Consider the following 24,236-nt stretch of genomic DNA (forward strand, 5'->3'; position numbering starts at 1 on the left):
GGCGGTGGAGAATTCCACCGCCGCCGGCGCTTTCGGCAGTTCCCGTGCTGGGCAGCCGACCCGGCTGAAACTGCCTGCCCGCAGTCATAGCGGACGCTGTCCTATTTTCGTCTGTGGAACACGCTCGCAGGCAGAACGGTCTTCACTGCACGCTGCAGCCGGGGCAGACGGCCGAAGAGCTCGCTGCGAACATCGAGAGCCAGACCGCGGCTGTCATCTGCCCTGAGGCTGATGTCGGCGTTGCCGTAGCGCTGAGCGTCCGATGCCTGCGCGGCGCTTTCGAGTTCCGCCGCACTTTCGGGAGCGTGCTCAGCCAGAGCGGAGGCGGCAGCCGGTGCCGTCATCGACGAGCGGATGGGAAGCCCGGCATCGGCGGCGGTCGCGGTGATCTCGTCCCACAGTCCGACAGCCCCAGCCCTGAGCCGGCGACGTCGCTGGGCAGAGCGGACGATCACGGGCAGAAGCAGGAACGCAAGGACCACCGCAGCGGCAAGCGTCAGCCACACCCACGGCGGAACGTCAGCGGCGGCGTCAGCGGCTCCGGGGTCTGAAGAATCGGATTCCTCATCCTCTGCACCACCGGCGTCGTCAGTTTCTTCCGGAGTCGGTTCCGGACTTTCGGATGTGGGCTCTTCCGTCGGCTCGGCATCCTCGGACTGCCCACTGGCGGTCGTCCAGGCGGGGATCTCACCAACGGGACCGCCGGGGGTCGGTTCGAAGCGAACCCAGCCGATGTCGTCGAAGAACAGCTCCGGCCAAGCGTGGGCCTGGGCAAAAGTCACCTGGTACTGGCCGTCACCTGTTTCTGTGCCGGCGGTGAAGCCCACACCAATCCGCGTGGGGATGCCCAGCGAGCGGGTCATAGAGGCCATGGCAGCTGAGAACTGGACGCAGTAGCCCTTCTTCTGGCGCATGAAATCCGCCAGTGCTGAACTGGAGGCCTTCGTCGGAGCTTCGAGGGAGTAGGTGAAATCGCCGCTGTGGAAATACGCCTGAATGGCGGCAGCCTTAGCCCACTGCGATTCTGCGTCCTTCGTGAGCTCTCGCGCCTTGTCGGTGATGTCCGCAGGAACGTCGTTCGGCAGCTGAGTGTATTTCTGATCAGCCGAACGCCCCGCATCGGCGCCGGCGTCATCGAGTTCCTTCGCAGTCGGCTGCACGGAAAGGTAGTCAACCGAATAGCTCAGTCCCCGCGATGTCACGCCGCTGCCTACGATCGTGAGCGTCTTCGGGTCGTACAGCCACTGTGGGCCGGCGCTGTGGGTTTGTGTGGGAGCGAAGGGAGCCGGCAGATAGGCCTGGTCGAGATTGCCGATCGAGAACTCGGCGCTCTGCTGAGCGCCTGCTGGGGCGTGCTTCCGTGCATTGGCCAAGCCGCCGTCGGCAGTGCGCGACCTGCTCAGCGGGAACTCAGCTGGCTTCCACACTTCGCCGTCGAACTCACTGACCGAAGTCAGGCGGATGGGTTCGACACCGCCGGGGTCAGTGGTCGTGTAGGTGAACACCGGGTCATCTGACGGGTTCTGCAGATCCTTGCGGAGGGTGAGGAACGGATTGATGATCGTGAGATCTTCAGTGCGCTCACTGGAGTAGTGGGGAGTTGCGGTGATCGCCGGCAGCACGGTGGGCAGACCGATGCCCAACACGAGAGCCAGAGCACCGGCCAGCAGAGCAGTCCCGGGAAACCGGCGCAGGCCGTTTCTGGCCCAGGTGACAACTGTGCCGCGCTGGCGAAGGGCCCCGGCTCCAGGCCTAGTGGCGGCCGTGTGCTTATCATTGCCGACAGCCGACTCTTCGCTGCCGGGCGCTCTGAACACCGAACTCGCATACTCCGTCAGAAGAACCGTGATGAACGCGGCGCTGATCGCTGCCATGTGGACCGGCTTGGTGTGCACCGAAGCGAAGTACACGGGAAAAGCCCACACCGTCAGCAGCAGAAGTGCCGGCGCCTTCGATACGCGAAGGTCGGACACCAGGCCGTCGACTATTAGGGCCAGGAAGCCGAAGCCCAGAGTGAAGATTGTGATGAGCCCGCCGGTGATGGCCAGCGGAATCTGCTTGGTGGCCACGTCCTCGAAGCCTGCGCTGACCGACGACACGAGCGCCGAAATCGACGACGGGCCCGGAATGAAGCCGAGCGTGAGCGACTCGGGTACGCAGATGAGGAGCACGGCGAAGCTTGCCGCGAGGAACTGAACGAGGACCGCCAGCCCGGACTCGGAGACCTTCCGGACCATGCGGGCCAGCCAGCCGACGAACAGGGTGATGCCGATGACCGAGATGACCGGCACAAGAAGCTCAAGCCCGGAGAACATGGCGGTCGTGGCGTAGGCTGCCAGCGACAGCGCGGCAAACAGAAGAAGGGAGCGGACCATCTGCATCAGCGTCCCCTCCTTGCCGTCAGCGACCACTGAGCAGGCAGAACCGGTTCGTCTGCACCGCTGTAGACGGCAGCCGAATCGGCAGCCCACACGTGGGCGCGCGCGGGAATGTTCACGTTGACGCTGCCGCGGCTGGCACACACGACGACGGTCTCGACGTTCTGCGGAAGGCGCACGCTCCCGGGCACACTGCGACCATCCGCCTGGGCGATCGCCAGCTCGGCGTGCGGCAGGTCCAGCGAGCGGGCTTCAATCTGAATGTCCTCATCTCCGCACAGCAGGCGAACGTCATAGCCGGCGGCGAAGTATGCGCGCACTGCCGCGGCAGCGGCGGCTGCGAGCGTTTCGAACTGTGTGCCGGCCTCGGTCTGGGCGGACGACGGCTGAACGCCTCCGTCGAGGACGACGATCGCGGTGGCGTGTTCCTCTTCTGCTTCTTGGCGGACCGCAAGCTCACCCAGGCGGGCGGTGGTCTTCCAGTGGATGTATCGCAGATCGTCCCCGGGTGCGTATTCGCGAGTGAAGTAGTCGCGGGTTCCCCTCCCGCGTGAGACCCGGTCGCTCGATACGCGCGATAGGTGGGCTGAGAGGGACTGCGGAATCCCGACCGGCGCTTCAGCCGGTGCTGCGGCAACATCGAGTGAGCCGGGAACCGCGCGCAGTGCCGCAGTCAGACCAAAGGGTCCGCTGACAGCTGCCGAGAGCTTCTCGACCCCGGTCATTCCACGGTGAGTGGGAACGAAAACCGCCTGTACATCTGCATATCCCCGCGGCGGCAGGGCGCCGATGTGTGCGTTCTGATCGGTGCCGAATCCGGGTTTTGAGTGCAAGGTCAGATCAAAGGGCAGCAGGGGAGCGGGCAGGCGATTCGCCGCACGCACCGTGACGACGAGCTCGTCGCCGACCCTGGTGATTGCGGTGCCGTCCAGGGTCGGCGCGTCAGCCACCAGCTGTGCACTCAGCTGAGAACTGGTGATCAGAGCCGCCAGCAGGCTGAAGGCGACGAGGCCTATGAACACAATGCCCACGGGAAGAAGGCCCGGGAAGCCGAACCGGTAGGCCGCGATGATGAGCGCTGAGCCGAGGATGATGAAGACCCAGCCGGAGGTGTTGATCCTCATGCCGAAACCGGCACCCTCCTGACGACGTCGGCCACAAGCTGCTCGGCGACATCGGGGGAGTCGGAGTCCTGGGGAATAACGCGGTGGGAAAGGACTGGGACAGCCATAACCTGCACGTCGTGCGGTGTGACATAGCCACGGCCCTCGAGAACGGCATTGGCCTGCGCGGCACGCAGCAGAGCCACCGATCCTCGCGGTGAAACGCCCATGCGGATAGAGGCGTCGCTGCGGGTCTCAACAACCAGGCTCACTATGTAAGTGCGAAGTTCGTCGGTCGCCGGGAGGGCCGCCACCGCCGTGCGAAGGGCCGTGAGCTCTTCTGTGGTGGTTACTGGCGAAAGCCGGTCGAGCGGATCCGGGCCCACGTGGGAGCCGAGCATCGAAACTTCGTCGGCCAACGAGGGATAGCCCACGGAGGTGCGCATGAGGAAGCGGTCGCGCTGGGCTTCCGGAAGTGCGTAGGTGCCCTCCATTTCAATGGGGTTCTGGGTTGCGACAACCATAAACGGATCAGGCATGAGGTACGTGGTCCCGTCGATTGTCGCCTGAGATTCGGCCATGGCTTCCAGAAGGGCTGACTGCGTTTTGGGGGAGGCGCGGTTGATTTCGTCGGCGATGACGATGTTGGAGAAGATCGGCCCGGCTCGAAACTCGAAGTGGCGAGTCTCCTGGTTGAACAGATTGACGCCCAGAACGTCCGAGGGCAGCAGGTCCGGGGTGAACTGGATGCGTCGAACGGTGCCGCCCACAGAGCGGCTGAGCGCTTTGGCCAGCAGGGTTTTGCCTACGCCGGGAACGTCTTCCAGCAGAAGATGACCGCCCGCAAAAAGCGATGTGATTGCCAGGCGGACGGTATCGGCTTTGCCGTCGAGTACCGAACTCACCGCGTGAGTCAGTCGCGAGGCGACTTCTCCGTAGTGCTGAATTGCTTCGGGCGAAGGTGTCGTCATAGGCACCATTCTGCCCCACACCCTGGGCCCACTCCACTTTGCTCCCCACTTTCTCCCACTGGTCACTCCACTTTCCTCCCCACGCGCCCCCACTTTCCTCCTCAGAGGCCTAAGCGGGGCTGTTCTGGTGGGCATTTCGGTGGGGCTGACCGCCGTTGGGCCCAGGTTGGAAGCGTTTTCGGGCCCTGGCGGCCGACTCGCCCCACTTTCTACCACCGCTGTGACCAGGCAAAATACTGGGCCTAGGTCCAATTTTGGGCCCTGGGGAGGACATGGTGGGGGAAAGTGGAGTATAGTGGGGCGCATCGGAGTCATGTGGCTTCGAAAGGGGTGAGACGACATGTTCCTCGGCACGCATAATCAGCGGCTCGATGACAAAGGTCGTCTTCTCCTGCCCGCAAAGTTCCGTGAGGAACTGGCCGGAGGTCTGGTCATCACCCGTGGTCAAGAGCGCTGTCTCACCCTGTTCTCGACCCGGGAGTTCGAAACCGTCCACGAGCAGCTTCGCGCCGCTCCCATGACGAGCAAGGACGCCAGGGACTACCTCCGCGTGTTTCTTTCCGGGGCTTCGGCTGAGCAGCCGGACAAGCAGGGGCGGTTCACCATTCCGCAGATCCTGCGCCGGTACGCATCACTTGACCGCGATGTCGCAGTGATCGGCATGGGAAACCGTGCTGAGATCTGGGATTCAGCTCTGTGGGAGGAGTACCTCGCACAGACCGAGCAGGGATTCGCCGACCGAACCGACGAGGTGATTCCCGGAGTTTTCTGATTGTTGGTCCGAAGACTCCGTCCGACCGAACACAGGGTTTTGGAATACTTCCCCGATTCCAAAGCCAGGAAGTCCTGACACACTTCCCCGGTGCCAGGGCACGGCCGGACGGGGTCTTAGGTTCAACAGCCGCGAAGAATGAGAAGAAGGAGGATGACAATGAGCGTCTACCCGCACGTACCCGTCCTCCTGGACAGGTGCGTTCAGCTGCTGACCGTGGGCATCGAAGCCGTCATCGAAGCCGGGGACACCCCCGTTGTTGCGGACATGACGCTCGGCATGGGCGGTCATTCAGAAGGTGTGCTCGAATCCAGCGACGACGTGCATGTCATCGGCATCGACAGAGATCCCGAAGCTATCGCCATTGCAAGCAGCAGGCTTCAGCGCTTCGGCAAGCGCTTTACGCCGGTGCACGCGCGTGACGACGAACTCGGTGCGATCCTTGCGCAGCGCGGCGTGCGCTTAGCTGGGGTCCTCTTCGATCTCGGTGTGAGCTCACTGCAGCTCGATGACGACGACCGCGGCTTCAGCTATTCGCGCGCAACCGCACTCGATATGCGGATGAACGCAGAAGACGCCCTGACAGCGGCAGACATCCTCAATACCTACCCCCAGGCGGAACTGGCTCGCATCATCTCCGAGTACGGCGAGGAGCGCTGGGCTGACAAGATCGCCTCTGTCATCGTCGAAGACCGCCAGAAACGGCCGTGGGAAACCACCGACCAGCTGGCAGAAATGCTGCAGCGGGTCATTCCCGAACCCAAAGGGCAGCGCAGACGCTCGCACCCAGCCAAACGGACGTTCCAAGCACTGCGCATTGAAGTCAATGCGGAGCTGGACATTCTTCGCTCCGCCCTCCCGCAGGCCCTCGAAGGCCTGCACGTGGGCGGAACCGCGGTCGTCGAGTCCTACCAGTCCCTCGAAGACACCATCGTCAAGAAGCTCTTCCGGGCCGGCACCGTCAGTGCGGCACCTCCGGAATTGCCCGTCGTGCCCGAACACCTGCAGCCCTGGCTGAAAGACCTGACCAGGGGAGCAGACAAAGCCGACGCAGAAGAAATCGAGACCAACCCGCGCGCAGCGAGTGTGCGCCTGAGGGCAGTGCAGAAGACAAAGGAGAAGCCGCAATGAGCCACGCAGTCAAAACGGCCGCTCCCCGAAGTCGCCCGCAGAAGCAAACAGAGCAGAGCAAACCGAAGCTGCGCCTCGTCGTACCGGAAATTGCTGAAGCTCGGTCCTCTTTTTCTCTGCTGTGCGTAGCCACCATCGTGGTGGGGCTGGCACTCATTCTGGTGACGAACATCTTCATCAACCACAGCACCTACCGCGTGCAGGAGCTCAGCACCGAACGCGACAAGCTGACGGATGACCGCGACCGCCTCGCTGAAGACCTCTCGTACCGGATGAGCCCGCAGAACATCGAAGACTCAGCGAAAGCTCAGGGTCTGAAGCCCGCAGCATCCATTAAGTTCATCCGCGAAGATGGCACAATAGTCGATGCCCCACAGGGCGAGGACAAAGCGCCCGACGGCAATGTCCCGGGGCCTCGCAAAGACGCCCGCGACGACATCAAACCGAACCTGAAATCCGACGAGCGGCTGCCGGTAGTCGGCGGCAGCAGCGGAGCGCTCAACCCGCCGAAGCTCCAAGAGCCAAACGAACAGGCCGACAAGTAAGGGAAACTATGAATCCGCGTTCTGGTCGGTCCGCCAAGACCAAGCGGCAGCGCGGATTCATGATCCGCACGCGGCTGGTCGCCTTCTTCTCAGTGCTCGTGCTGATCGGCGTTCTCGGCCGACTCGTGTGGATTCAAGGGCTGGACGCTTCACAGATCGCTTCGCGCGCTCTCGCCGGGCGTCTTGTTACCCAGCCGCTTCCAGCAGACCGCGGCGTCATCATCGGTGCAGACGGGACAGTGCTTGCAGACAACGCCGACCGCTACCAGATAGTCGTCGATCAGGTGAACGTCGCAGCCTACAAAGACGATGACGACAAACCACTCGGCGCTTGGGGTGCGGCGAAGGCAATGGCCCCTGTCCTCGACACCGAAGCCGGCCTGATCTTCCCGAAGCTCAGCGGAGACAAAAGGTGGAATCCCGTAGCCACCGGCATCACCAGCGAAGTCTGGCGGGAGATACAAGAACTCGAAATTCCCGGCATCACAGCCGAGAAATACACCGTCCGCTCCTATCCCTCCGGTGCGGTCGCCGGCAACCTCATCGGGTGGGTCGGCTCTGACGGCGTGCCGCTGGCGGGCCTTGAACTGCAGCACCAAAAACAGCTTCAGGGCAAAGACGGCAGCAGACAGTTCGAAAAGGGGCTGCGCGGCGACATCATCCCGCTGGGCGAAAACGACACCAAGCCGCCGGTAAACGGCACCGGCCTCGAACTGACCATCGACCCCCAGATACAGCTGTTTGCGCAGCGTTCAATCGCTGCTGCAGTGAAAGATCACAAAGCCGAATGGGGCACGGTCGTCGTTGAGGAGATAGGCACGGGCAGGCTTCTGGCAGTTGCCCAGGCGCCCACCGTCGACCCCAACGATCCCGGCGGTGTCGACGGAGCCAACCGAGGAGCACGCGCATTCACCGACCCCGTCGAACCCGGTTCGACCGGAAAGGCCATTACGGCTGCAGCGCTCATCGAAGAGGGACTGGTCACACCGGAAAGCCGCTTCACGGTGCCGGACAAATGGAAAGCGCCCAACGGCGAAGAGTTCCGCGACTCCAGTCCGCACGCAGACGAAAAGCTCACCTTCTCCGGGATCATCGAACAGTCATCCAACACCGGAACACTCATGGCCGGTCAGAAGCTCAGCCCGCAGCAACGCTACGACTACCTCACAAAATTCGGACTCGGCAAGTCCAGCGGAATCGACTTCCCCGGTGCGACAGCCGGCAGCGTCCACCCCATCGACAAATGGGACGGACGCACCGCGTACACCGTCATGTTCGGCCAGGGAGTCTCCGCAACCACGCTGCAGAGCGCTTCAGCGTTCGCCACGCTCGGCAATGGGGGAGTGCGCGTACCCCAGCAGCTCGTAAAGGGAACCGTGAACGACTCCGGCCGGGTTTCGGAGATCCCGCCGAAAGAAGGCACCCGCGTTGTGAGCGATCAGACGGCGGCCTCGGTGATCACCATGCTCGAAGCCGCCGTTGCCGAGGGGACCGGCACATCCGCACAGATCAAGGGCTACCGGGCGGCCGGAAAGACCGGAACAGCCCAGATTGTCGAGACCAGCGACCGGGAGAGCGGCTACACCGCGAACTTCTCCGGTGTGGCTCCAGCAGAAAATCCGAAACTCGCCGTGAGCGTCACACTGCAGCGACCCACCAAGGGATACTACGGTGGTACCTCTGCCGCACCGGTGTTCTCAGAAGTCACCGGATACGCGCTGCGGCAGATGGGCGTTGCCCCATCGACTGAAGAACCGAAACTGATTCCGAAAGAATGGAAATGATGAAGCTGAGCGAACTCCCCGGCGGAGCCGTCGTTCACGGGGATGGGAACATCACCGTCAGCGGTGTGAGTCTGGACTCCAGGACCGTATCGCCAGGCGGACTGTACGCGGCCCTTCCGGGAGCGAACGCGCACGGAGCGCAGTTCGCCCAGCAGGCACTCGACCGCGGCGCCGCAGCGATCCTCACCGATCAGGCCGGACGAGACCTGCTGTCGGAAGCGGTTGGCGACATTCCGGTCCTCTGCCACCCGGCACCTCGGGCGGTCCTCGGTGACATCGCTGCCGCAGTCTACGGAACAGACCCGCAGGCCCCGGCCCTGTTCGGCATCACCGGAACCAACGGCAAAACCACGAGCACCTTCATCCTGGACGCCCTGCTGCAGAAGCTCGGCAAGACAACAGGGCTGATCGGAACGGTAGCCACCGTCATCGCCGGGCAGGAACAGCCGAGCGCCCGAACCACCCCGGAAGCTCCCGACCTGCACCGTCTGTTCAAAGACATGCGCGACCAGGGCGTTGAAGCGTGCTCCATGGAGGTGTCCTCCCACGCGCTGAGCCAGCACCGGGTCGACGGCACGCACTTCACCGTGGCAGGTTTCACCAATCTGTCCCAGGACCACCTGGATTTCCACGGGAGCATGGAAGAGTACTACCGCGCGAAAGCCCTTCTGTTCACACCCGAGTTCGCATCCCGGGGCGTCATCGTGCTGGCAGACGACTGGGCACGCCGACTTGCGCGGGAGTCGCAGATCCCCGCAGCCACCGTCGCCGCCGGTGTCGAAGACTCAGCGGACTACACGATCGTCGATGTCGACGGCCTTGCGTTCACCCTCAGCGGTCCGCACGGCAGCATCCGCGCCCAAAGCCCGCTGCCGGGGGATTTCAACATCAGCAACACCGCGCTGGCGCTTGCCATGCTGCTCGAATCCGGCGTGTCGGCAGAAGAGCTCGTCTCAGCGGCAGAGGACTTCAGCGTTCGCGTTCCCGGCCGGATGGAAGTCGTCTCAGAACACGCCCCGCGCGCCATTGTCGACTATTCGCACACTCCCGACGCAATTGAAAAGGCTCTCTCCGGTCTGGCAGGTCAGCCCCTGGTCGTGGTGTGCGGTGCGGGCGGAGAACGCGACCACGGCAAACGTCCCCTCATGGGCCGAGCCGCAGCGGAGAACGCAGACGTCGTCATCATCACCGACGACAATCCCCGCAGTGAAGATCCTGCGACCATTCGCGCCGAAGTCATCAGCGGTGCCCGCGCAGCGGTCTCTGACGGCACCAGCCGGGCTGCCGCCGACGCTGTCGTCGAGTACGCCAGCAGGCGAGAGGCAATTGAGGCGGCGGTGGCGGCAGCGGGCACCAGTGGCACTATCCTGGTTGCCGGCAAGGGTCACGAACCCGGCCAAGACTACGGCGAGACCAAGCTGCCATTTGACGACCGTGAAATAACACGCGCCGCCGTCTCACAGTGCGGTTCTCCCACGGCTAACCGGTAAGGTCTGAAGGGATATGAAGGAATTCACTGCTGAAGAAATCGCCCAGGCCACTGGCGGCGAACTCTACGGAATCTCACCGGACGCGGTTCTCTGCGCCGGTGCCGTCACAGACTCCCGCGAAGTGGGCCCCGGTGACATCTACGTCGCGCGCACGGGGGAGAACCACGACGGCCTCGAATTCGCCGCTGCGGCCGTGCAGGCCGGTGCGGCGCTCGTCATCGCCGAAGCCGTTCCGTCCGTCGACGGCGAGCACCTGCCCTCGTGCGTCGTCGATGACGCAACCGCGGCTCTTGGCCAGCTGGCAAAGGCGAATGTCGAAGCTCTGCGCAGCACGGGTGAGCTCACGGTTGTGGCGATTACGGGCTCTGCCGGAAAGACCACGGTCAAAGACCTCGCTGCAGCGCTGCTGTCGACAGCCGGAGAGACCGTGTGGCCGCCGAACTCCTACAACAACGAAGTCGGTGTTCCGCTCACCGCGCTGCGTGCCGGTGCCAGCACTCGGTACCTCGTGCTCGAAATGGGCGCACGCAACATCGGCAATCTCGCCTATCTGACTTCGCTCGTGCGCCCGGACATCGCCGTCGAACTCGGAGTCGGTTCGGCGCACGCGGGAGTCTTCGGGTCCATCGAGAACACCGCTCGAGCCAAGGCCGAGCTCGTCGAATCGCTCATCCCCGGCGGAACCGCGGTGCTCAACGGCAATGATCCGCGCGTGCGCTCCATGCAGTCGGTTCTGGCTGAGGGCGTGGACACCCTGTTCTTCGGGACGAATGTCGACGAGGGCGTCTGGGCCTCTGACGTCGACATCCAGCCGTCGGGCCGCACGGCCTTCGACCTGCACCTTCCCGATCATCCAGAGCCGCTTCACATCGAACTTGCGCTGCTGGGCGAACACCACGTGTCCAATGCGCTGGCCGCCTCGGCTATTGCGCACCTGTGCGGTGTCGCTCCCAAGGACATTGCAACCATCCTCGCCACATCCGGCGCTGCCAGCCGGTGGCGCATGGAGCTCATTGACTCGCCCAACGGCGTCACCGTCCTCAACGACGCGTACAACGCCAACCCAGACTCGATGCGCGCGGCCCTGAAGACCCTCGCCGCCATGGGCGCGGGGGATGCCGACCACCCGCCTCGTCGGACCTTCGCGGTTCTGGGCGAAATGCTCGAACTCGGAGACGAATCAGCTGAGGCACACTACGAGATCGGCCACCTGGTGGTCCGTCTGAACATCACCCGCACCATTGCCGTCGGCCAGGGAGCTCTGCCCATCTACCAGGCGGCAAACCTCGAAGGCTCCTGGGGCAGTGAAGCGGCCTGGGTGCCCACCGTGACGGAAGCCCGCGAACTTCTGGCATCCGAAGTCGAGCCCGGTGACATTGTTCTGTTCAAGTCCTCCCGTGACGCCGGTCTGCGATACCTGGGAGACGAATTCGCAGGAGTTTCAGTAGCGCAATGATCGCAGTCGTCCTCGCCCCGTGCTTTGCCCTGTTGTTGACCCTGCTGGGCACGCCGCAGTACATCAAGATCCTTGTCAAGAGGAATTACGGACAGTTCGTTCGCGACGACGGTCCGGCATCCCACGCAACCAAGCGGGGCACGCCCACAATGGGCGGTGTCGTCATCATCCTGGCGACCCTCGTGGCCTATTTCCTGGCTCACCTGCTGACGGGCTCCCAGCCGACCATGTCGGGTCTGCTGGTCCTGTGGCTCATGACGGGCCTGGGCATTGTGGGCTTCTTGGATGACTTCATCAAAATCTCCAAGAAGCGCTCCTTGGGCCTGCGACCGGTGCCGAAGATGATCGGGCAGGCATTTGTCGGGGTGACCTTCGCCGTTGTCGCGCTGTTCTTCCCGAACTCCTACGGGGAAACTCCCGCAACCACCGCAATCTCGATTTTCAGGGACACACGCGTCGACCTGGCTTTTGCCGGTTTCGGTCTGGGCCTGGTCCTGTTCATCATCTGGGCGAACCTGGTCGTCACGGCCGTGTCGAACGCAGTGAATCTCACAGACGGCCTCGACGGTCTGGCCGCCGGCGCATCCGCGATCGTGTTCGCCGCCTACGTCCTCATGACCTCGTGGCAGTCCACACAGAACTGCGACCTCATGTCATCTGCTCGGGCCGGCTGCTACGAAGTGCGCGACCCGCGCGACCTTGCCATTGTTGCCGCGGCAATTGCCGCGGCCTGTGTTGGCTTCCTGTGGTGGAATGCCTCGCCCGCGAAGATCTTCATGGGAGACACCGGTTCGCTGGCGATCGGCGGTGCCTTCGGCGGTCTTGCGATCCTGTCGCGCACTGAGCTGCTTCTGGTGGTCCTCGGCGGCCTGTTCGTCATCATCACACTCTCTGTGATCCTGCAGGTGGGCTCGTTCAAGCTGACGGGCAAGAGGATCTTCCGCATGGCTCCGCTGCAGCACCATTTCGAGCTCAAAGGCTGGGCCGAGGTGACGATCGTCATCCGGTTCTGGATTGTGGCTTTGGTCTTCGCGGTCATCGGCGTTTCTCTGTTCTACGGGGAGTGGGTGTCCAACGTTGGCCGATGACGCAGTCATGCCCGCTGGCGATGCAGCCGGTGAGCAGCCGGTGCTCATTCCCGCCATCAGCCCGCCCGGAGCGGAGCCGGTGGACTACCCGAACAAAGACCGCATTCCAGAAGCGATCCACGGCCCGGAATCGTCTCTTGCAGGCATTGTCGTGTGCGTGACAGGGCTTGGGGTATCCGGCTACCCGATGGCTGTCCACCTGGCTGAGCGCGGAGCCGAAGTCATCGTCGTCGACGCCGATGCACAGCGTGACGAATCTGAACACGAGACAATTCTCAGGGTGTTCGACGTCGATATTCGCCGCGGAGCCGAACATGTTGAGAAGCTGCCGCGCACGGCTTCGGGCCGTCTGCCGGACCTGGTGTGCACCTCGCCGGGCTGGCGGCCGGACCAACCGCTGCTGGTCGACGCCGCCGAACACTGTGTTCCGGTGATCGGCGAGGTGGAGCTCGCCTGGCGCGTGCGCGGCGCCAACAGCGCCCCGTGGCTTGTTGTCACCGGCACCAACGGCAAGACAACCACCACCTCGATGCTCGATTCGATGCTCAAAGCACAGGGACTGCAATCCAGGGCGTGCGGCAATATCGGCGCTCCGCTGCTGGAGGCGGTGCTCGATCCCGGTGCCGAAGTGCTCGCGATTGAGCTGTCGAGTTTCCAGCTGCACTGGCAGTTCTCCATGGCAGCCCATTCGGCCGCGGTGCTCAACCTTGCCGATGACCACCTCGACTGGCACGGCGGCTGGGACGGCTACGTGGCCGATAAGGCGAAGGTCTACTCCAATGTCCAGCTGGCGTGCGTGTACAGCTGCGAAGATTCCGCAACGCGCGAACTCGTCGAGGACGCCGAAGTGATTGAAGGTGCCCGCGCCGTGGGCTTTCGCCTTGACACGCCCGGCGTGGGTGAACTCGGCGTAGTCGGGGACGTTCTCGCCGACCGAGCTTTTGCCCAGCGCCGGCAGACCGCGGCCCAGGAACTCGGCTCACTTGAAGACGTCGCGCAGGCATCTGGAGCGCCCGGTGCGAAACCGGCAGACCACCAGGTGCTCAACGCTTTGGCCGCTGCTGCTTTGGCACGCAGCATCGGCATTGAACCGGCAGCTGTTCGCGACGGTCTGCGCAATCACCGGGTGGGTGACCACCGCAACGCAGTGGTCGCGCAGGCAGACGGTGTGACCTGGGTGGACGACTCTAAGGCCACTAACCCCCATGCCGCTGCCGCATCGCTGGCGGCGTGCGAATCGATTGTGTGGATCGCCGGGGGACTGGCCAAGGGCGCAGATTTCACTGACTTGGTTAAGAGCTTTGCCGACCGGATTCGGACCGCAGTTGTCATCGGCGCAGACTCTGCCGAGCTGATAGGGGCGCTCGAAGCCGCGAATGTCAACTACACGGTAGTTCCGCCGTCGGGTCCTGACGTTGTGGAGGACAGCCGAAGCCGTGGGGCGGATGTTATGCACCGGGCAGTCGCCGCGGCCGGGCAGCACGCCGCTGCAGGCGACACGGTGCTCTTGGCACCGGCTTCGGCCAGCATGGACCAGTTCCTCAACTACGCAACGCGCGGTGAACTGTTCGCCGACGCTGTGCGAGGTGCCCTGTCGTGACCGGAGCAGCCCCTTCCCGACGGCGGGGCTTCCGTGCACAGATCACCGAGCTGTCCGACAGGTGGCAGCGCCTTCTGGCGCGGAAGACGGCCACGTTCTACCTGATCCTCATTCCCGTCACGGCGCTGACCGGCGTCGGTCTGCTCATGGTGCTGTCGGCGTCATCGGTCACGTCCGGGGATGCGAGTGTCTCTTCGGCGTTCTCTGTCTTCCTGCGGCAGGCGATCTATGCGGCCTCGGGCCTGGCTCTTATGTTTGCAGTGTCCTTCACGCCCGTGAAGGCCAGCTTCCGCCTGACCTATGTGGTTCTGATCCTCAGTCTCATCCTGCAGGTGCTGCCGCTGACCCCTCTGGGTGTTTCCATCAACGGCAACCGCAACTGGATTCGCATCGGCCCCGTGCAGATTCAGCCGTCCGAGTTCGTCAAAATCGCTCTGGTGCTGTTCACAGCTCGCTACATGGCGCTCATGGTCCGCAGACCTTTCACCATTAAGAACATGGCGGGCTTTCTGTTCTTCGCCGGTGCTGCGGTTGTCCTGGTCCTCGCGGGTCAGGACCTGGGAACGGTCATGATCCTCTTTCTGGTGTTGGGCACCGCACTGCTCGTCGGGGGGCTTCCCAAACGCTGGATTTTCGGCCTGGCCGCTATAGCAGCCGTGTCCGTCGCGTTCTTCGTCATGACGAGCGAAAACCGCATGACCCGCGTTATGGCCATGCTTTCCGGAAGCCGCGGGGAAGCCGGTGATCCGCTCGGCGCCCACTGGCAGTCCGACCACGGCCTCTACGCCCTTGCATCAGGAGGGTGGCTGGGTGTGGGGCTCGGCGCCAGCCGCGAAAAATGGTCCTGGCTTCCCGAAGCCCACAACGACTTCATCTTCGCGATCATCGGCGAAGAACTCGGACTGCTGGGAGCAGCCGCTGTCATCGGCCTGTTTGCGCTTCTGGGCTTCGGGATCTACCGGCTCATGGTGCAGACCACGAGTGTTTTCGTCCAGACGGCTTCGGCGGCGGTCTTTGCCTGGCTTATCGGTCAGGCCGGGGTCAACATCGCGGTTGTCGCAGGAATTGCGCCGGTGATCGGAGTACCTCTGCCCTTTGTATCCTATGGGGGCTCGTCGATGCTCGCAGCGCTGATAGCCGCGGGTCTTCTGCTGTCCTTTGCCCGTTCAGAAACCGGGGTCGCTGCGGCTTTGGCCGAGCGGCGGTCGCGTTTCTGGGGCTCTTTGACCTTCCTTAAAAGGAGGAGCTGATCATGCTCAACGTTCTCTTCGCCGGCGGCGGCACAACGGGGCATATTGCCCCGATGCTGTCGATTGCCGATGATCTGCGGTTTCAAGATCCCGATTCCGACATCCTCATGCTCGGGACGGACGAAGGCTTGGAAAAGCGGCTCGTGCCCCAGGCCGGCTACCGCCTGGAGACAATTCCGAAGGTGCCGTTCCCGCGGGGACTGAACTCCAAGGCTCTCAGTTTTCCCTTCCAGTTCGCATCATGCATCCGGCAGGTGCGGCATCTGCTCAAGGAGCACAGAACCGACGTTGTCGTCGGAGTGGGCGGCTACGTCTGCCCTCCCGCGTACCTGGCTGCCAAATCGCTCGGCATTCCGATTGTTCTGCACGAAGCTAACGCGGTTCCCGGCATGGCCAACAAGCTCGGTGCCAAATACGCTCACCCATCGCACATCGGCTACACATTCGCCTCAACGCCAATGGCCGGTGACCACGTGGGCATGCCCATGCGCATTGAAATCGCTCAGGTGGACCGCACAGACGCAGGCCACCGAGCTCAGGCTGCGGACCGGCTGGGCATCAACCCCGAACTTCCTACCCTCGTTGTCACGGGAGGGTCATCCGGGGCGCAGAAGATCAACGAAGCATTTGCCGAGACCGCTGCGGAGTTCACCGGCCTTCAGGTTCTGCACATCACGGGAGCGGGCAAAGCCGATGAGCTGCGGGAAGCGGCGAAGGACTGCCCCGACTATCACGTGGTCGAATACGTCGACGGCATGGAGAACGCCTACGCTGCCGCGGATCTCATCGTGTGCCGTTCGGGCGCCGGAACGGTAGCAGAAGTCACAGTCGCTGAAGTTCCAGCGGTCTACGTGCCGCTGGCAATCGGCAACGGAGAACAGAAGCGCAACGCGGCTGATTCGGTCAATGCCGGAGCCTCGAAGCTCATCGACAATGCCGACTTCACTGCTGACAGTGTGCGAAGCACCGTCCTGCCCCTGTTGCGCGACGCCGACCGGCTTGCACAGATGAGCGCCGCCGCTCGGGGGCTGGACTTCCCCGTCAGCGCCGATCGAGCGATGACGGAGAAGATCTTTGCCGCAGCGGGTGCAGAACATCCCGACCGCGGCTATCCGTCCGAACGCCAGACCCGTCGTGAGCGCGACACAAAGGAGAGCTGAATGAAGCCCAACCTCAGCGAGCCCATCCACTTCGTCGGCATCGGCGGAGCGGGGATGTCCGGCATTGCCCGCGTCATGTTGATGCGCGGCTGCTCCGTCACCGGCTCTGACGCCAAAGACTCATCCGTCGTCACGGCTCTGCGCGCACAGGGAGCCAAGATCAACATCGGGCACAGCGCTGAAGCCGTCGACGGTGTGGGGACGGTTGTCGTGTCTTCTGCGATTCGCGAAAGCAACCCTGAACTGGCGGCGGCCCGCAGCAGGGGAATTCCAATCATCCACCGGTCGGAAGCACTGGCGGCGCTCATGGAGGGCTACCGCACGGTTGCGATTGCGGGCACTCACGGCAAAACGACCACGACCTCGATGACGACGGTGGCGTTGCAGGCATGTGGTGCCGATCCGTCCTTTGTCATCGGGGGAGTGCTGACGGCTGCGGGCACAAATGCCCACAGCGGAACCGGTGACGCCTTTGTTGCCGAAGCCGATGAGTCAGACGGGTCGTTCCTTCTGTACAGCCCGGAAATCGCAGTTGTCACCAATGTTGAGGCCGATCACCTTGACCACTACGGCAGCTGGGAGAAGGTCCGGGAGGCGTTCGCACAGTTCGCCCACAGGGTCGAAGAGAACGGCGGGGTGCTCATTGCCTGTGCCGACGATGCCGGCAGCCGCGAAATCGCCGACCTGGCGCGAAGCCGAGGAGTCCGCGTAATCGCCTACGGCACCTCGGCAGACGCGGACGTCCGGATTGTCGACGTCGAACACACCCACCAGTCCCAAAGCTTTGTTCTGGAAACCGCGAGCGGCAGGTCAGGCCGGTACGAACTGAGCCTGCCGGGGCTGTACAACGCGCGCAATGCAGCAGCTGCGCTGACGGTCGTGGCAGAACTCGGCCTCGACGTCGACGCGGCCGCGGAGGGGCTGGGGCGCTTCGGCGGCACCAAGCGCCGGTTCGAGCACAAAGGCACTGAAAGGGGCGTGCGGGTGTTTGACGACTATGCCCACCACCCCACGGAGCTGCACAATCTCCTCATCGCCGCCAAGCAGGTTGTCGACCCTGAACGCAGTGTGCGCGTCGTCTTCCAGCCGCACCTGTACAGCCGCACCCAGAATTTCCGTCGCGAGTTCGGTGAGGCTCTGGGCTTGGCAGATGATGTCATCGTCATGGACGTCTACCCCGCACGTGAGGATCCGATTCCGGGCGTGACCGGGGCGATCGTCGCCGCTGAGGTGCCGCTGCCAGAGGAGCAGGTCACTTTTGTCCCGTCATTTGCCGAGGTGGCAGATCTCGTTGCACAGCGATGCCGTCCCGGTGACGTTGTCATCACCGCCGGTGCCGGAGACGTGACAATCGTCGGGCCGGAGATTCTTGACGCACTGCGCAGCCGATGAGCACCTCGAGCCTTGACGAGCGCCGCAGGGAGCACAGGTCCCTGCGGCTGCGGCGGATGCTGCTGGCCTCCGCCGCAGCCGTCGGCGTGCTCGCCTTGGCAGCTGCCGCGTGGTTCAGCCCGCTGCTGGCACTCACGGATGTCAAAGCTGAGGGCCAGAAGCTCGTCAACGCCGATGATGTTGCCTCTTTCGTACTGGATCAGCATGGCGGAACACCGTTGCCGCAGCTGCGATCCCAAGAGCTCAAAGACGAACTCGCCGAAGAGTTTCCGCTTGCGCACAGCTTCGACATCAGCCCGGCGGGTCCGCGCACACTGCGCGTAAAGGTGCACGACCGGCAGCCGGCGTTTGTGGTCAAACGCGCCGAAGGCTGGGAGATCTACGACCCCGAAGCGGTTGTGCTGAGCAAATCCGACAGCAGGCCCAAGGGAGTTCCGCTGTACGTCGGAACGGCCGACCGGACCGGCATCGAAACCGCGTCCCAGCTCGTCAGCAGTCTGGGGGAGAACGCCGAGCACACCGCGGCCGTTGCTGTTAAGAGCCCCACGCAGACAGCCGTGGTCATACGGCACAGCAAGGACTACTCGGCCGTTGTGATCCTGGGCGAGCCGATTGACGTCGAGGCGAAGATCGCAACTGCGCGAACGGTCATGCAAGACGAACCGGCGGCCATCGACGTGCAGAGCACGGCAGTCCCGGCTGCCACGGACGAAGTGCCGGCGTGGGCGCGCGTGCCGCAGGACGCATATTCGCAGGGTTGACCGGCTAAGACACACCGCGCAGGTGGTTGCACACACATACCGCCTTTAATACCGTTCTGACGAAGACCATTATCGGCATCGACCGCTGAAAGAGGAATCGACTTGGCTGAATACCCCAATTCCGGAGCTGAGATCAAAGTTGCCGGTACCGGCGGTGGTGGTGTCAACGCCGTACAGCGTATGATCGACGCCGGTCTGCGCGGAGTAGAGTTCATCGCGATCAACACCGATGCCCAGGCCCTCGTCCTGTCCGAAGCAGACACCAAAATCGAAATCGGCCGTGAACTCACTCGCGGCCTCGGCGCCGGTGCCGATCCCGAAATCGGCAAACGCGCCGCCGAAGACTCGGAAGACGCCATCAAGGAGGCGCTCGAGGGTGCAGACATGGTCTTCGTCACCGCTGGCGAAGGCGGCGGCACCGGAACGGGTGCCGCTCCCGTCGTTGCGCGCATTGCGCGCAGCCTGGGTGCGCTGACGATCGGGGTTGTCACACGGCCCTTCACCTTTGAGGGGCGCCGCCGTTCGGAACAGGCAGAAGCCGGAATTGCCACGCTGCGCGAAGAAGTCGACACCCTCATCGTCATTCCGAATGACCGACTGCTGTCGATTTCCGACAAAAACGTCACAATCGTCGAAGCCTTCAACGCAGCAGACGAAGTCCTGCGCTCCGGTGTTCAGGGGATCACTGACCTCATTTCGACTCCCGGCTACATCAACCTCGACTTCGCTGACGTCAAGTCGGTTATGCAGGACGCAGGAACGGCACTCATGGGAATCGGCTCTGCCGTAGGAGAAGACCGTGCGATTCAAGCGTCGGAAGCTGCGATCTCGTCGCCGCTTCTGGAAGCCAGCATTGACGGTGCACACGGCGTGCTCATGCTCGTCCAGGGAGGCGAAGACCTCGGGCTGTTCGAAGTCAACGAAGCCGCCCGCCTGGTTCAGGAAGCGGCTCACCCGGAAGCGAACATCATCTTCGGCAATGTCATCGATTCAGCTCTCGGCGACGAAGTCCGCGTGACGGTCATCGCCGCAGGCTTTGACCCAACGCCCAAGGCTGAACGCGAAAGCCAGCCGCTGACTGCGGCAACTCCCGCAGCACAGACAGCTGCCGCACCGCAGGCGGCTGCGGCCACGCAGGCTGCGCGCGAAGACAGCCCGGCCCCGGAAGCCCCGGAGGTCGAAGCTGAACAGAAGAGCGATATCCCACAGGAACTGCCGGATGAGCGCGATGACTTCGGCGGCGACTCGCTCGACATTCCCTCCTTCCTGAAGTAGCGCCGTGCTGCAGGCCAGACACGTTCACAGCGGTTTGGCGGGGAAAGCTCACGTGGCTTTCACCGACCGTTGGGGCGGCTACAGCTTCGGGAGCTTCAATTCGCTCAACCTGGGCCGTTCGGTGGGAGACGACGACACGCTTGTTGATGCGAACCGCTCCGCCCTCGCTGCCGTTCTGTCTCTTTCGGCTGACAAGATCAGCTTTGTCAGCCAGGTTCACGGTGCCGATGTGCACCACGTGCAGACCGATGACGACATAGGCCTCGGACCGCAGGCGGACGCACAGATTACTGGCCGGCCCGGTGTTGGCCTGGCAATCCTCACCGCCGACTGCGTTCCGGTTGCACTCACTGCGCCGGATACCGGTCATGTGGGTGTTGTGCACGCCGGGCGTCGCGGAATGCTCGCCGGTGCTGCAGTTCAGGCGGCCGAAGAAATGCGTGCGGCCGGTGCGAAAAGAATCTCCGCATACATCGGTCCGTCCATCTGCCCGCGGTGCTATGAAGTCCCTGAAAGTATGCGGGAAGAAGCCATGGAGATTTGCCCGGTGTCCGGAGCGGTGTCTGCGGTCGGAACGGCTGCTGTTGACGTGTCCGGCGGTGTGGCTCACCAGTTGGCGAAGGCCGGTGTCGAAATCGCAGAGTTTTCGCGGACGTGCACATACGAATCTGCCGATCTCTTCTCTTATCGACGCGAGCAGATCACGGGGCGCACCGCAGTAGTGGCTTGGTTTGAACCAAGCGGCGACACGCCCTAGCAGGTCGGGATCTTTCCGCCTTTCGTGCTGTAGTTTCGTTAAGAGAGCTTCCCCCGGACGGCACCAGGAGGTCCCGTGTCTACTCTTAAGAAGATCGGCAACTACTTCGGCTTCGGCGAAGAAGGCTACGAGGACGGCTACGCGCCAGAAGAAGTGCGTGCTGAACAGCCAGAAGAGGTGCCGGAAACACCAACCATCGTTCCGAGTGAGCCTGAACCAGCGCCGGCGCAGGTCACTCCCATCCGCGCCTCCGTGCGCCCGGTAGAAACGGCGGCTCCCTCGACCATGTCTCGCATTCAGACTATTCATCCCCGTTCGTACAACGATGCCAAAATCATCGGCACCACTTTCCGTGAAGGCGTGCCGATCATCATGAACCTCTCCGCCATGGACGAAGCAAACTCCAAGCGGCTCGTCGACTTCTCCGCGGGTCTGATCTTCGGCCTGCGCGGATCCATCGAAAAGGTCACGAACTCGGTGTTTCTTCTCACACCCGAGAACATTGAAGTGACTGCAGAGGCAGACGGCGAAGAAGACTCCCAGGCAAGCTTCTTCAACCAGAGCTGAGCGAACCGACCGGGTACTCTAAGGGGGCGGCGGGACAACCATCCGTCGTCTTCTTCCTTCGAAAGGGCTGAGAGTGGGCTATCCATTCATCATCGTCGGCATGGTGCTCAACCTGTACGTGTACGTGCTCATCGCCCGCGTGATCCTCGATCTCATCCAGGTTTTCAGCCGAGACTGGCGACCTCAGGGCTTCATGCTCGCGGCGGCTGAAATCATCTACACGCTGACCGATCCGCCGGTGAAGGCGGTGCGCAAGGTGATTCCCCCGCTGCGCTTGGGCGGAATCGCCCTTGACCTCGGCTTCATCGTCGTTTTCATAGCGGTGCAGGTTGTGGCCGGGATCCTAATACGATTCGGTTACAGCATGCTGTGAGCGAGGTTTTCCGCACTCAGTTGTTTCTCAGAATCCGACACTTTCGATAGCACGAGTTGGCATTCGAAAAGACAAAACGCCCCGCTGTGGTCTAAAGTGTTATCTAAATCGTTCATCGATGTAGCAACTGTAATCTCGATAAAAGGTGGGCTCATGGCGCTTACGCCTGAAGACGTAGTTAACAAGCGGTTCCAGCACGTTAAGTTCCGTGAAGGTTACGACCAGGACGAGGTCGACGACTTCCTCGACGAGGTCGTTGTCGAGCTGCGCCGTCTGTACACCGAAAACGACGACCTCCGTCAGAAGCTTTCGGCTGCTGAAGCCAAGGTCGAAGATCTCGAGTCGAAGAAGGCGTCCTCGCCTGCCCCGGCTGGAACCTCCAAGGCCGACAACGCTCCGGTGGACCTTTCCGCGACCGCTCCGTTCAATCCCAAACAACTCGGTGGTTCCGCTCCTATTGGAGCTCCCTCCGCCGTATCGAGCTCGTCCGGCTCTTCCGCCGCACGCAGCTCGCGCAGCGGAGACCAGGACGCTCACGGCCTGATCGCCCTTGCCCAGCGCGTCCACGACGAACACGTTGCTGAAGGTGAGCGCACCCGCGACAGGATCATCGGCGAAGCCGAAAAGAAGTCCCACGAAATCCTTTCGGCTGCCGAAAAGAAGCGCGACGACACACTCAGCCAGCTGGAGGGCCAGAAGGCTTCGCTCGAACGCGAAATCGACGGTCTGCAGAACTTCGAGCGCCAGTACCGCACCCGCCTCAAGAGCTACCTGTCGGATCAGCTGCGCGACCTCGAAAGCTCGGGCACGCTCGCACCGGAAACCCTTTCGGGCAACAAGGTGGGCGGAAACCCGAACTCGCTCTGATATCCCATATGACAGAGGCGGCCATCAGAAGATGGCCGCCTCTGCTTGTATCCAGTCCATTCGACCAGCTTCCAGGAGAACAGTGACTCGACGCTCCGCACGCCTGCTGCTGGCAGGCATCGCAGCTTTGGCCTTTGCCCTCGACCAAGCGACTAAGGCTATCGCCGTCACAGCTCTCGAAGGCCAGCCGCGGATAGCTGTGTTCGGCGACCTTGCCGGCTTTGTCTTCCTGCGCAATCCCGGGGCGGCGTTCGGGCTCGGGGCCTCAAGCACGTGGATTTTCACCGCAATTGCCGTTGCCGTGTTCTTTGCGATTGTGGTGGCTGCTCGCCGTCTGAGCTCACCGCTGTGGGCATTGGGGCTGGGACTCCTTCAAGGCGGTCTGCTGGGAAACCTCTTCGACCGCCTGTTTCGACCGCCGGGCGTCTTCCACGGCGCGGTTGTCGACTTCATCGACCTGCACTTCTTTGTGTGCAATGTAGCCGATATAGCGATCACGGCTGCAGCGGTCATCCTCATGCTGGCGGCCCTGAAAGGCACTCCGCTTGACGCTTCGCAGGCTCAATCGCAGGAGAACCATGACTGAGCGCTCATTCCTCATCCCCGAAGGCCTTGACGGCGAACGCATCGACGCTGCGCTGTCGAGGCTTCTGGGGCTCTCGCGGTCAAAAGCCGCCCAGATTGCCGCTGAAGGGGGCGTCCACATTGACGGGACCCGGGCTCAGAAGTCGTCGCGCGTAGCCGGCGGGGCACGGGTCGACGTCGTCATGCCCGAACCTGAACAGCCGCTGCGCATCGTCGCCGACCCCGTGCCCGGCATGAAGATCCTCTATGAAGATCCTGCCATCATCGTGGTCGATAAGCCGATCGGCGTTGCAGCCCACGCGGCAGCGGGGTGGTCGGGTCCTACTGTCATCGGGGGGCTTGCCGCGGCCGGCCATAGAATCGCCACGAGCGGAGCTGCCGAGCGCCAGGGAATCGTGCACCGGCTGGACGTCGGCACATCGGGAGTCATGGTTGTCGCCAAAGGTGAGCATGCCTACTCCGTTCTCAAACGGGCATTCAAACAGCGGGAAGTCGACAAGACCTACCACGCACTTGTTCAGGGACTGCCGGATCCGGTGGTGGGAACAATCGAAGCGTCTATCGGACGGCACCCGCGGCGCGACGGCCTCTACGCCGTGCGCTCCGAAGGCAAACACGCCGTCACCCACTACACCCTGCTGGAAGCATTCCGATCGGCCAGCCTGCTCGAAGTCGATTTGGAAACCGGCCGTACGCACCAGATTCGCGTGCACATGTCCGCCACGAAGCACCCGTGCTGCGGAGATCTTCCCTACGGGGCTGATCCCGTATTGGCCGACCGGCTCGGGCTTGAGCGGCAGTGGCTGCACGCCGTGCGGCTGGGGTTCGTGCACCCCGAGTCCGGTGAGTACGTAGAATTCGAATCTCAGTACCCGGCTGATCTGCAGAACGCGCTCAACCACCTGCGCGCTGCTGCCGGCGAGTAAGGAGA

22 protein-coding genes are annotated in these 24,236 nt (G+C 63.1%); 19 read left to right on the forward strand and 3 right to left on the reverse strand.

Going from position 1 to position 24,236, the window contains the following annotated elements:
• Window positions 1–101: 101 nt before the first annotated feature.
• From HMPREF3162_RS08625 to HMPREF3162_RS08635, 3 genes are read right to left on the reverse strand one after another with little or no spacing between them, the layout of a single operon-like run.
• Window positions 102–2,381 carry a transglutaminase TgpA family protein gene (locus tag HMPREF3162_RS08625; protein ID WP_141759574.1) on the reverse strand — a complete coding sequence of 760 codons (2,280 nt, stop codon included), beginning with the start codon at window positions 2,379–2,381 and terminating at the stop codon, window positions 102–104.
• Window positions 2,381–3,502 (reverse strand): DUF58 domain-containing protein, encoded by a 1,122-nt coding sequence (locus HMPREF3162_RS08630; RefSeq protein WP_070572297.1) that lies wholly within the window; start codon window positions 3,500–3,502, stop codon window positions 2,381–2,383. Before HMPREF3162_RS08630 ends, HMPREF3162_RS08625 begins: the two co-directional genes overlap by 1 nt.
• Window positions 3,499–4,452, reverse strand: coding sequence for an AAA family ATPase (locus HMPREF3162_RS08635; RefSeq protein ID WP_070572298.1), 954 nt, complete (start codon window positions 4,450–4,452; stop codon window positions 3,499–3,501). The genes HMPREF3162_RS08630 and HMPREF3162_RS08635 overlap by 4 nt, the downstream gene beginning before the upstream one ends.
• A 340-nt stretch (window positions 4,453–4,792) precedes the next feature.
• Between HMPREF3162_RS08635 and mraZ the strand changes: the two genes are divergently transcribed.
• From mraZ to HMPREF3162_RS08730, 19 genes are all read left to right on the forward strand, one after another.
• On the forward strand, window positions 4,793–5,224 hold the full coding sequence (mraZ, locus tag HMPREF3162_RS08640) for a division/cell wall cluster transcriptional repressor MraZ (RefSeq protein WP_070572300.1): 432 nt from the start codon (window positions 4,793–4,795) through the stop codon (window positions 5,222–5,224).
• A 159-nt stretch (window positions 5,225–5,383) separates the two neighbouring features.
• Window positions 5,384–6,355 (forward strand): 16S rRNA (cytosine(1402)-N(4))-methyltransferase RsmH, encoded by a 972-nt coding sequence (rsmH, locus tag HMPREF3162_RS08645; RefSeq protein WP_070572302.1) that lies wholly within the window; start codon window positions 5,384–5,386, stop codon window positions 6,353–6,355.
• Window positions 6,352–6,900, forward strand: a complete 549-nt coding sequence (locus HMPREF3162_RS08650; protein ID WP_070572304.1) for a cell division protein FtsL — start codon at window positions 6,352–6,354, stop codon at window positions 6,898–6,900. Before rsmH ends, HMPREF3162_RS08650 begins: the two co-directional genes overlap by 4 nt.
• An 8-nt stretch (window positions 6,901–6,908) precedes the next feature.
• Window positions 6,909–8,684 (forward strand): peptidoglycan D,D-transpeptidase FtsI family protein, encoded by a 1,776-nt coding sequence (locus tag HMPREF3162_RS08655; RefSeq protein ID WP_070572306.1) that lies wholly within the window; start codon window positions 6,909–6,911, stop codon window positions 8,682–8,684.
• Window positions 8,681–10,174 (forward strand): UDP-N-acetylmuramoyl-L-alanyl-D-glutamate--2,6-diaminopimelate ligase, encoded by a 1,494-nt coding sequence (locus HMPREF3162_RS08660; protein ID WP_070777614.1) that lies wholly within the window; start codon window positions 8,681–8,683, stop codon window positions 10,172–10,174. Before HMPREF3162_RS08655 ends, HMPREF3162_RS08660 begins: the two co-directional genes overlap by 4 nt.
• A gap of 13 nt (window positions 10,175–10,187) precedes the next feature.
• Window positions 10,188–11,630 (forward strand): UDP-N-acetylmuramoyl-tripeptide--D-alanyl-D-alanine ligase, encoded by a 1,443-nt coding sequence (gene murF / locus HMPREF3162_RS08665; RefSeq protein ID WP_070777615.1) that lies wholly within the window; start codon window positions 10,188–10,190, stop codon window positions 11,628–11,630.
• Window positions 11,627–12,718 (forward strand): phospho-N-acetylmuramoyl-pentapeptide-transferase, encoded by a 1,092-nt coding sequence (gene mraY, locus HMPREF3162_RS08670; RefSeq protein WP_070572314.1) that lies wholly within the window; start codon window positions 11,627–11,629, stop codon window positions 12,716–12,718. The genes murF and mraY overlap by 4 nt, the downstream gene beginning before the upstream one ends.
• 7 nt (window positions 12,719–12,725) lie before the next feature.
• Complete coding sequence (gene murD / locus HMPREF3162_RS08675) at window positions 12,726–14,318, forward strand: UDP-N-acetylmuramoyl-L-alanine--D-glutamate ligase (RefSeq protein WP_226829354.1); 1,593 nt, start codon at window positions 12,726–12,728, stop codon at window positions 14,316–14,318.
• Window positions 14,315–15,568 (forward strand): putative lipid II flippase FtsW, encoded by a 1,254-nt coding sequence (gene ftsW / locus HMPREF3162_RS08680; RefSeq protein WP_070777616.1) that lies wholly within the window; start codon window positions 14,315–14,317, stop codon window positions 15,566–15,568. The genes murD and ftsW overlap by 4 nt, the downstream gene beginning before the upstream one ends.
• 2 nt (window positions 15,569–15,570) lie before the next feature.
• Entirely contained in the window at window positions 15,571–16,728 is a 1,158-nt protein-coding gene (locus tag HMPREF3162_RS08685; RefSeq protein WP_070572317.1) for a UDP-N-acetylglucosamine--N-acetylmuramyl-(pentapeptide) pyrophosphoryl-undecaprenol N-acetylglucosamine transferase, read from the forward strand.
• A complete protein-coding gene (gene murC, locus HMPREF3162_RS08690; protein ID WP_070572319.1) occupies window positions 16,729–18,120 on the forward strand; it encodes a UDP-N-acetylmuramate--L-alanine ligase in 1,392 nt (463 codons plus the stop codon).
• Window positions 18,117–18,881: a cell division protein FtsQ/DivIB gene (locus tag HMPREF3162_RS08695; protein ID WP_141750114.1), complete on the forward strand. Its 765-nt coding sequence runs from the start codon at window positions 18,117–18,119 to the stop codon at window positions 18,879–18,881. Before murC ends, HMPREF3162_RS08695 begins: the two co-directional genes overlap by 4 nt.
• Window positions 18,882–18,983: 102 nt before the next feature.
• The gene (gene ftsZ, locus HMPREF3162_RS08700) at window positions 18,984–20,156 is read left to right on the forward strand and encodes a cell division protein FtsZ (RefSeq protein ID WP_070572323.1); all 1,173 of its coding nucleotides are present in this window, start codon (window positions 18,984–18,986) and stop codon (window positions 20,154–20,156) included.
• Between the two features lie 52 nt (window positions 20,157–20,208).
• On the forward strand, window positions 20,209–20,913 hold the full coding sequence (locus HMPREF3162_RS08705) for a purine nucleoside phosphorylase YfiH/LACC1 family protein (protein ID WP_226829352.1): 705 nt from the start codon (window positions 20,209–20,211) through the stop codon (window positions 20,911–20,913).
• 75 nt (window positions 20,914–20,988) lie between these two features.
• Complete coding sequence (locus HMPREF3162_RS08710; protein ID WP_070572326.1) at window positions 20,989–21,480, forward strand: cell division protein SepF; 492 nt, start codon at window positions 20,989–20,991, stop codon at window positions 21,478–21,480.
• A gap of 73 nt (window positions 21,481–21,553) precedes the next feature.
• Entirely contained in the window at window positions 21,554–21,853 is a 300-nt protein-coding gene (locus HMPREF3162_RS08715) for a YggT family protein (protein WP_083304014.1), read from the forward strand.
• A 153-nt stretch (window positions 21,854–22,006) separates the two neighbouring features.
• Entirely contained in the window at window positions 22,007–22,720 is a 714-nt protein-coding gene (locus HMPREF3162_RS08720; RefSeq protein ID WP_070572328.1) for a DivIVA domain-containing protein, read from the forward strand.
• Window positions 22,721–22,802: 82 nt separating this feature from the next.
• Window positions 22,803–23,306, forward strand: coding sequence for a signal peptidase II (locus tag HMPREF3162_RS08725; RefSeq protein WP_083304015.1), 504 nt, complete (start codon window positions 22,803–22,805; stop codon window positions 23,304–23,306).
• The gene (locus HMPREF3162_RS08730) at window positions 23,299–24,231 is read left to right on the forward strand and encodes an RluA family pseudouridine synthase (protein ID WP_070777617.1); all 933 of its coding nucleotides are present in this window, start codon (window positions 23,299–23,301) and stop codon (window positions 24,229–24,231) included. Before HMPREF3162_RS08725 ends, HMPREF3162_RS08730 begins: the two co-directional genes overlap by 8 nt.
• Window positions 24,232–24,236 lie beyond the last annotated feature (5 nt).

Source organism: Brevibacterium sp. HMSC07C04 (assembly GCF_001815905.1).
Lineage (GTDB): Bacteria > Actinomycetota > Actinomycetes > Actinomycetales > Brevibacteriaceae > Brevibacterium.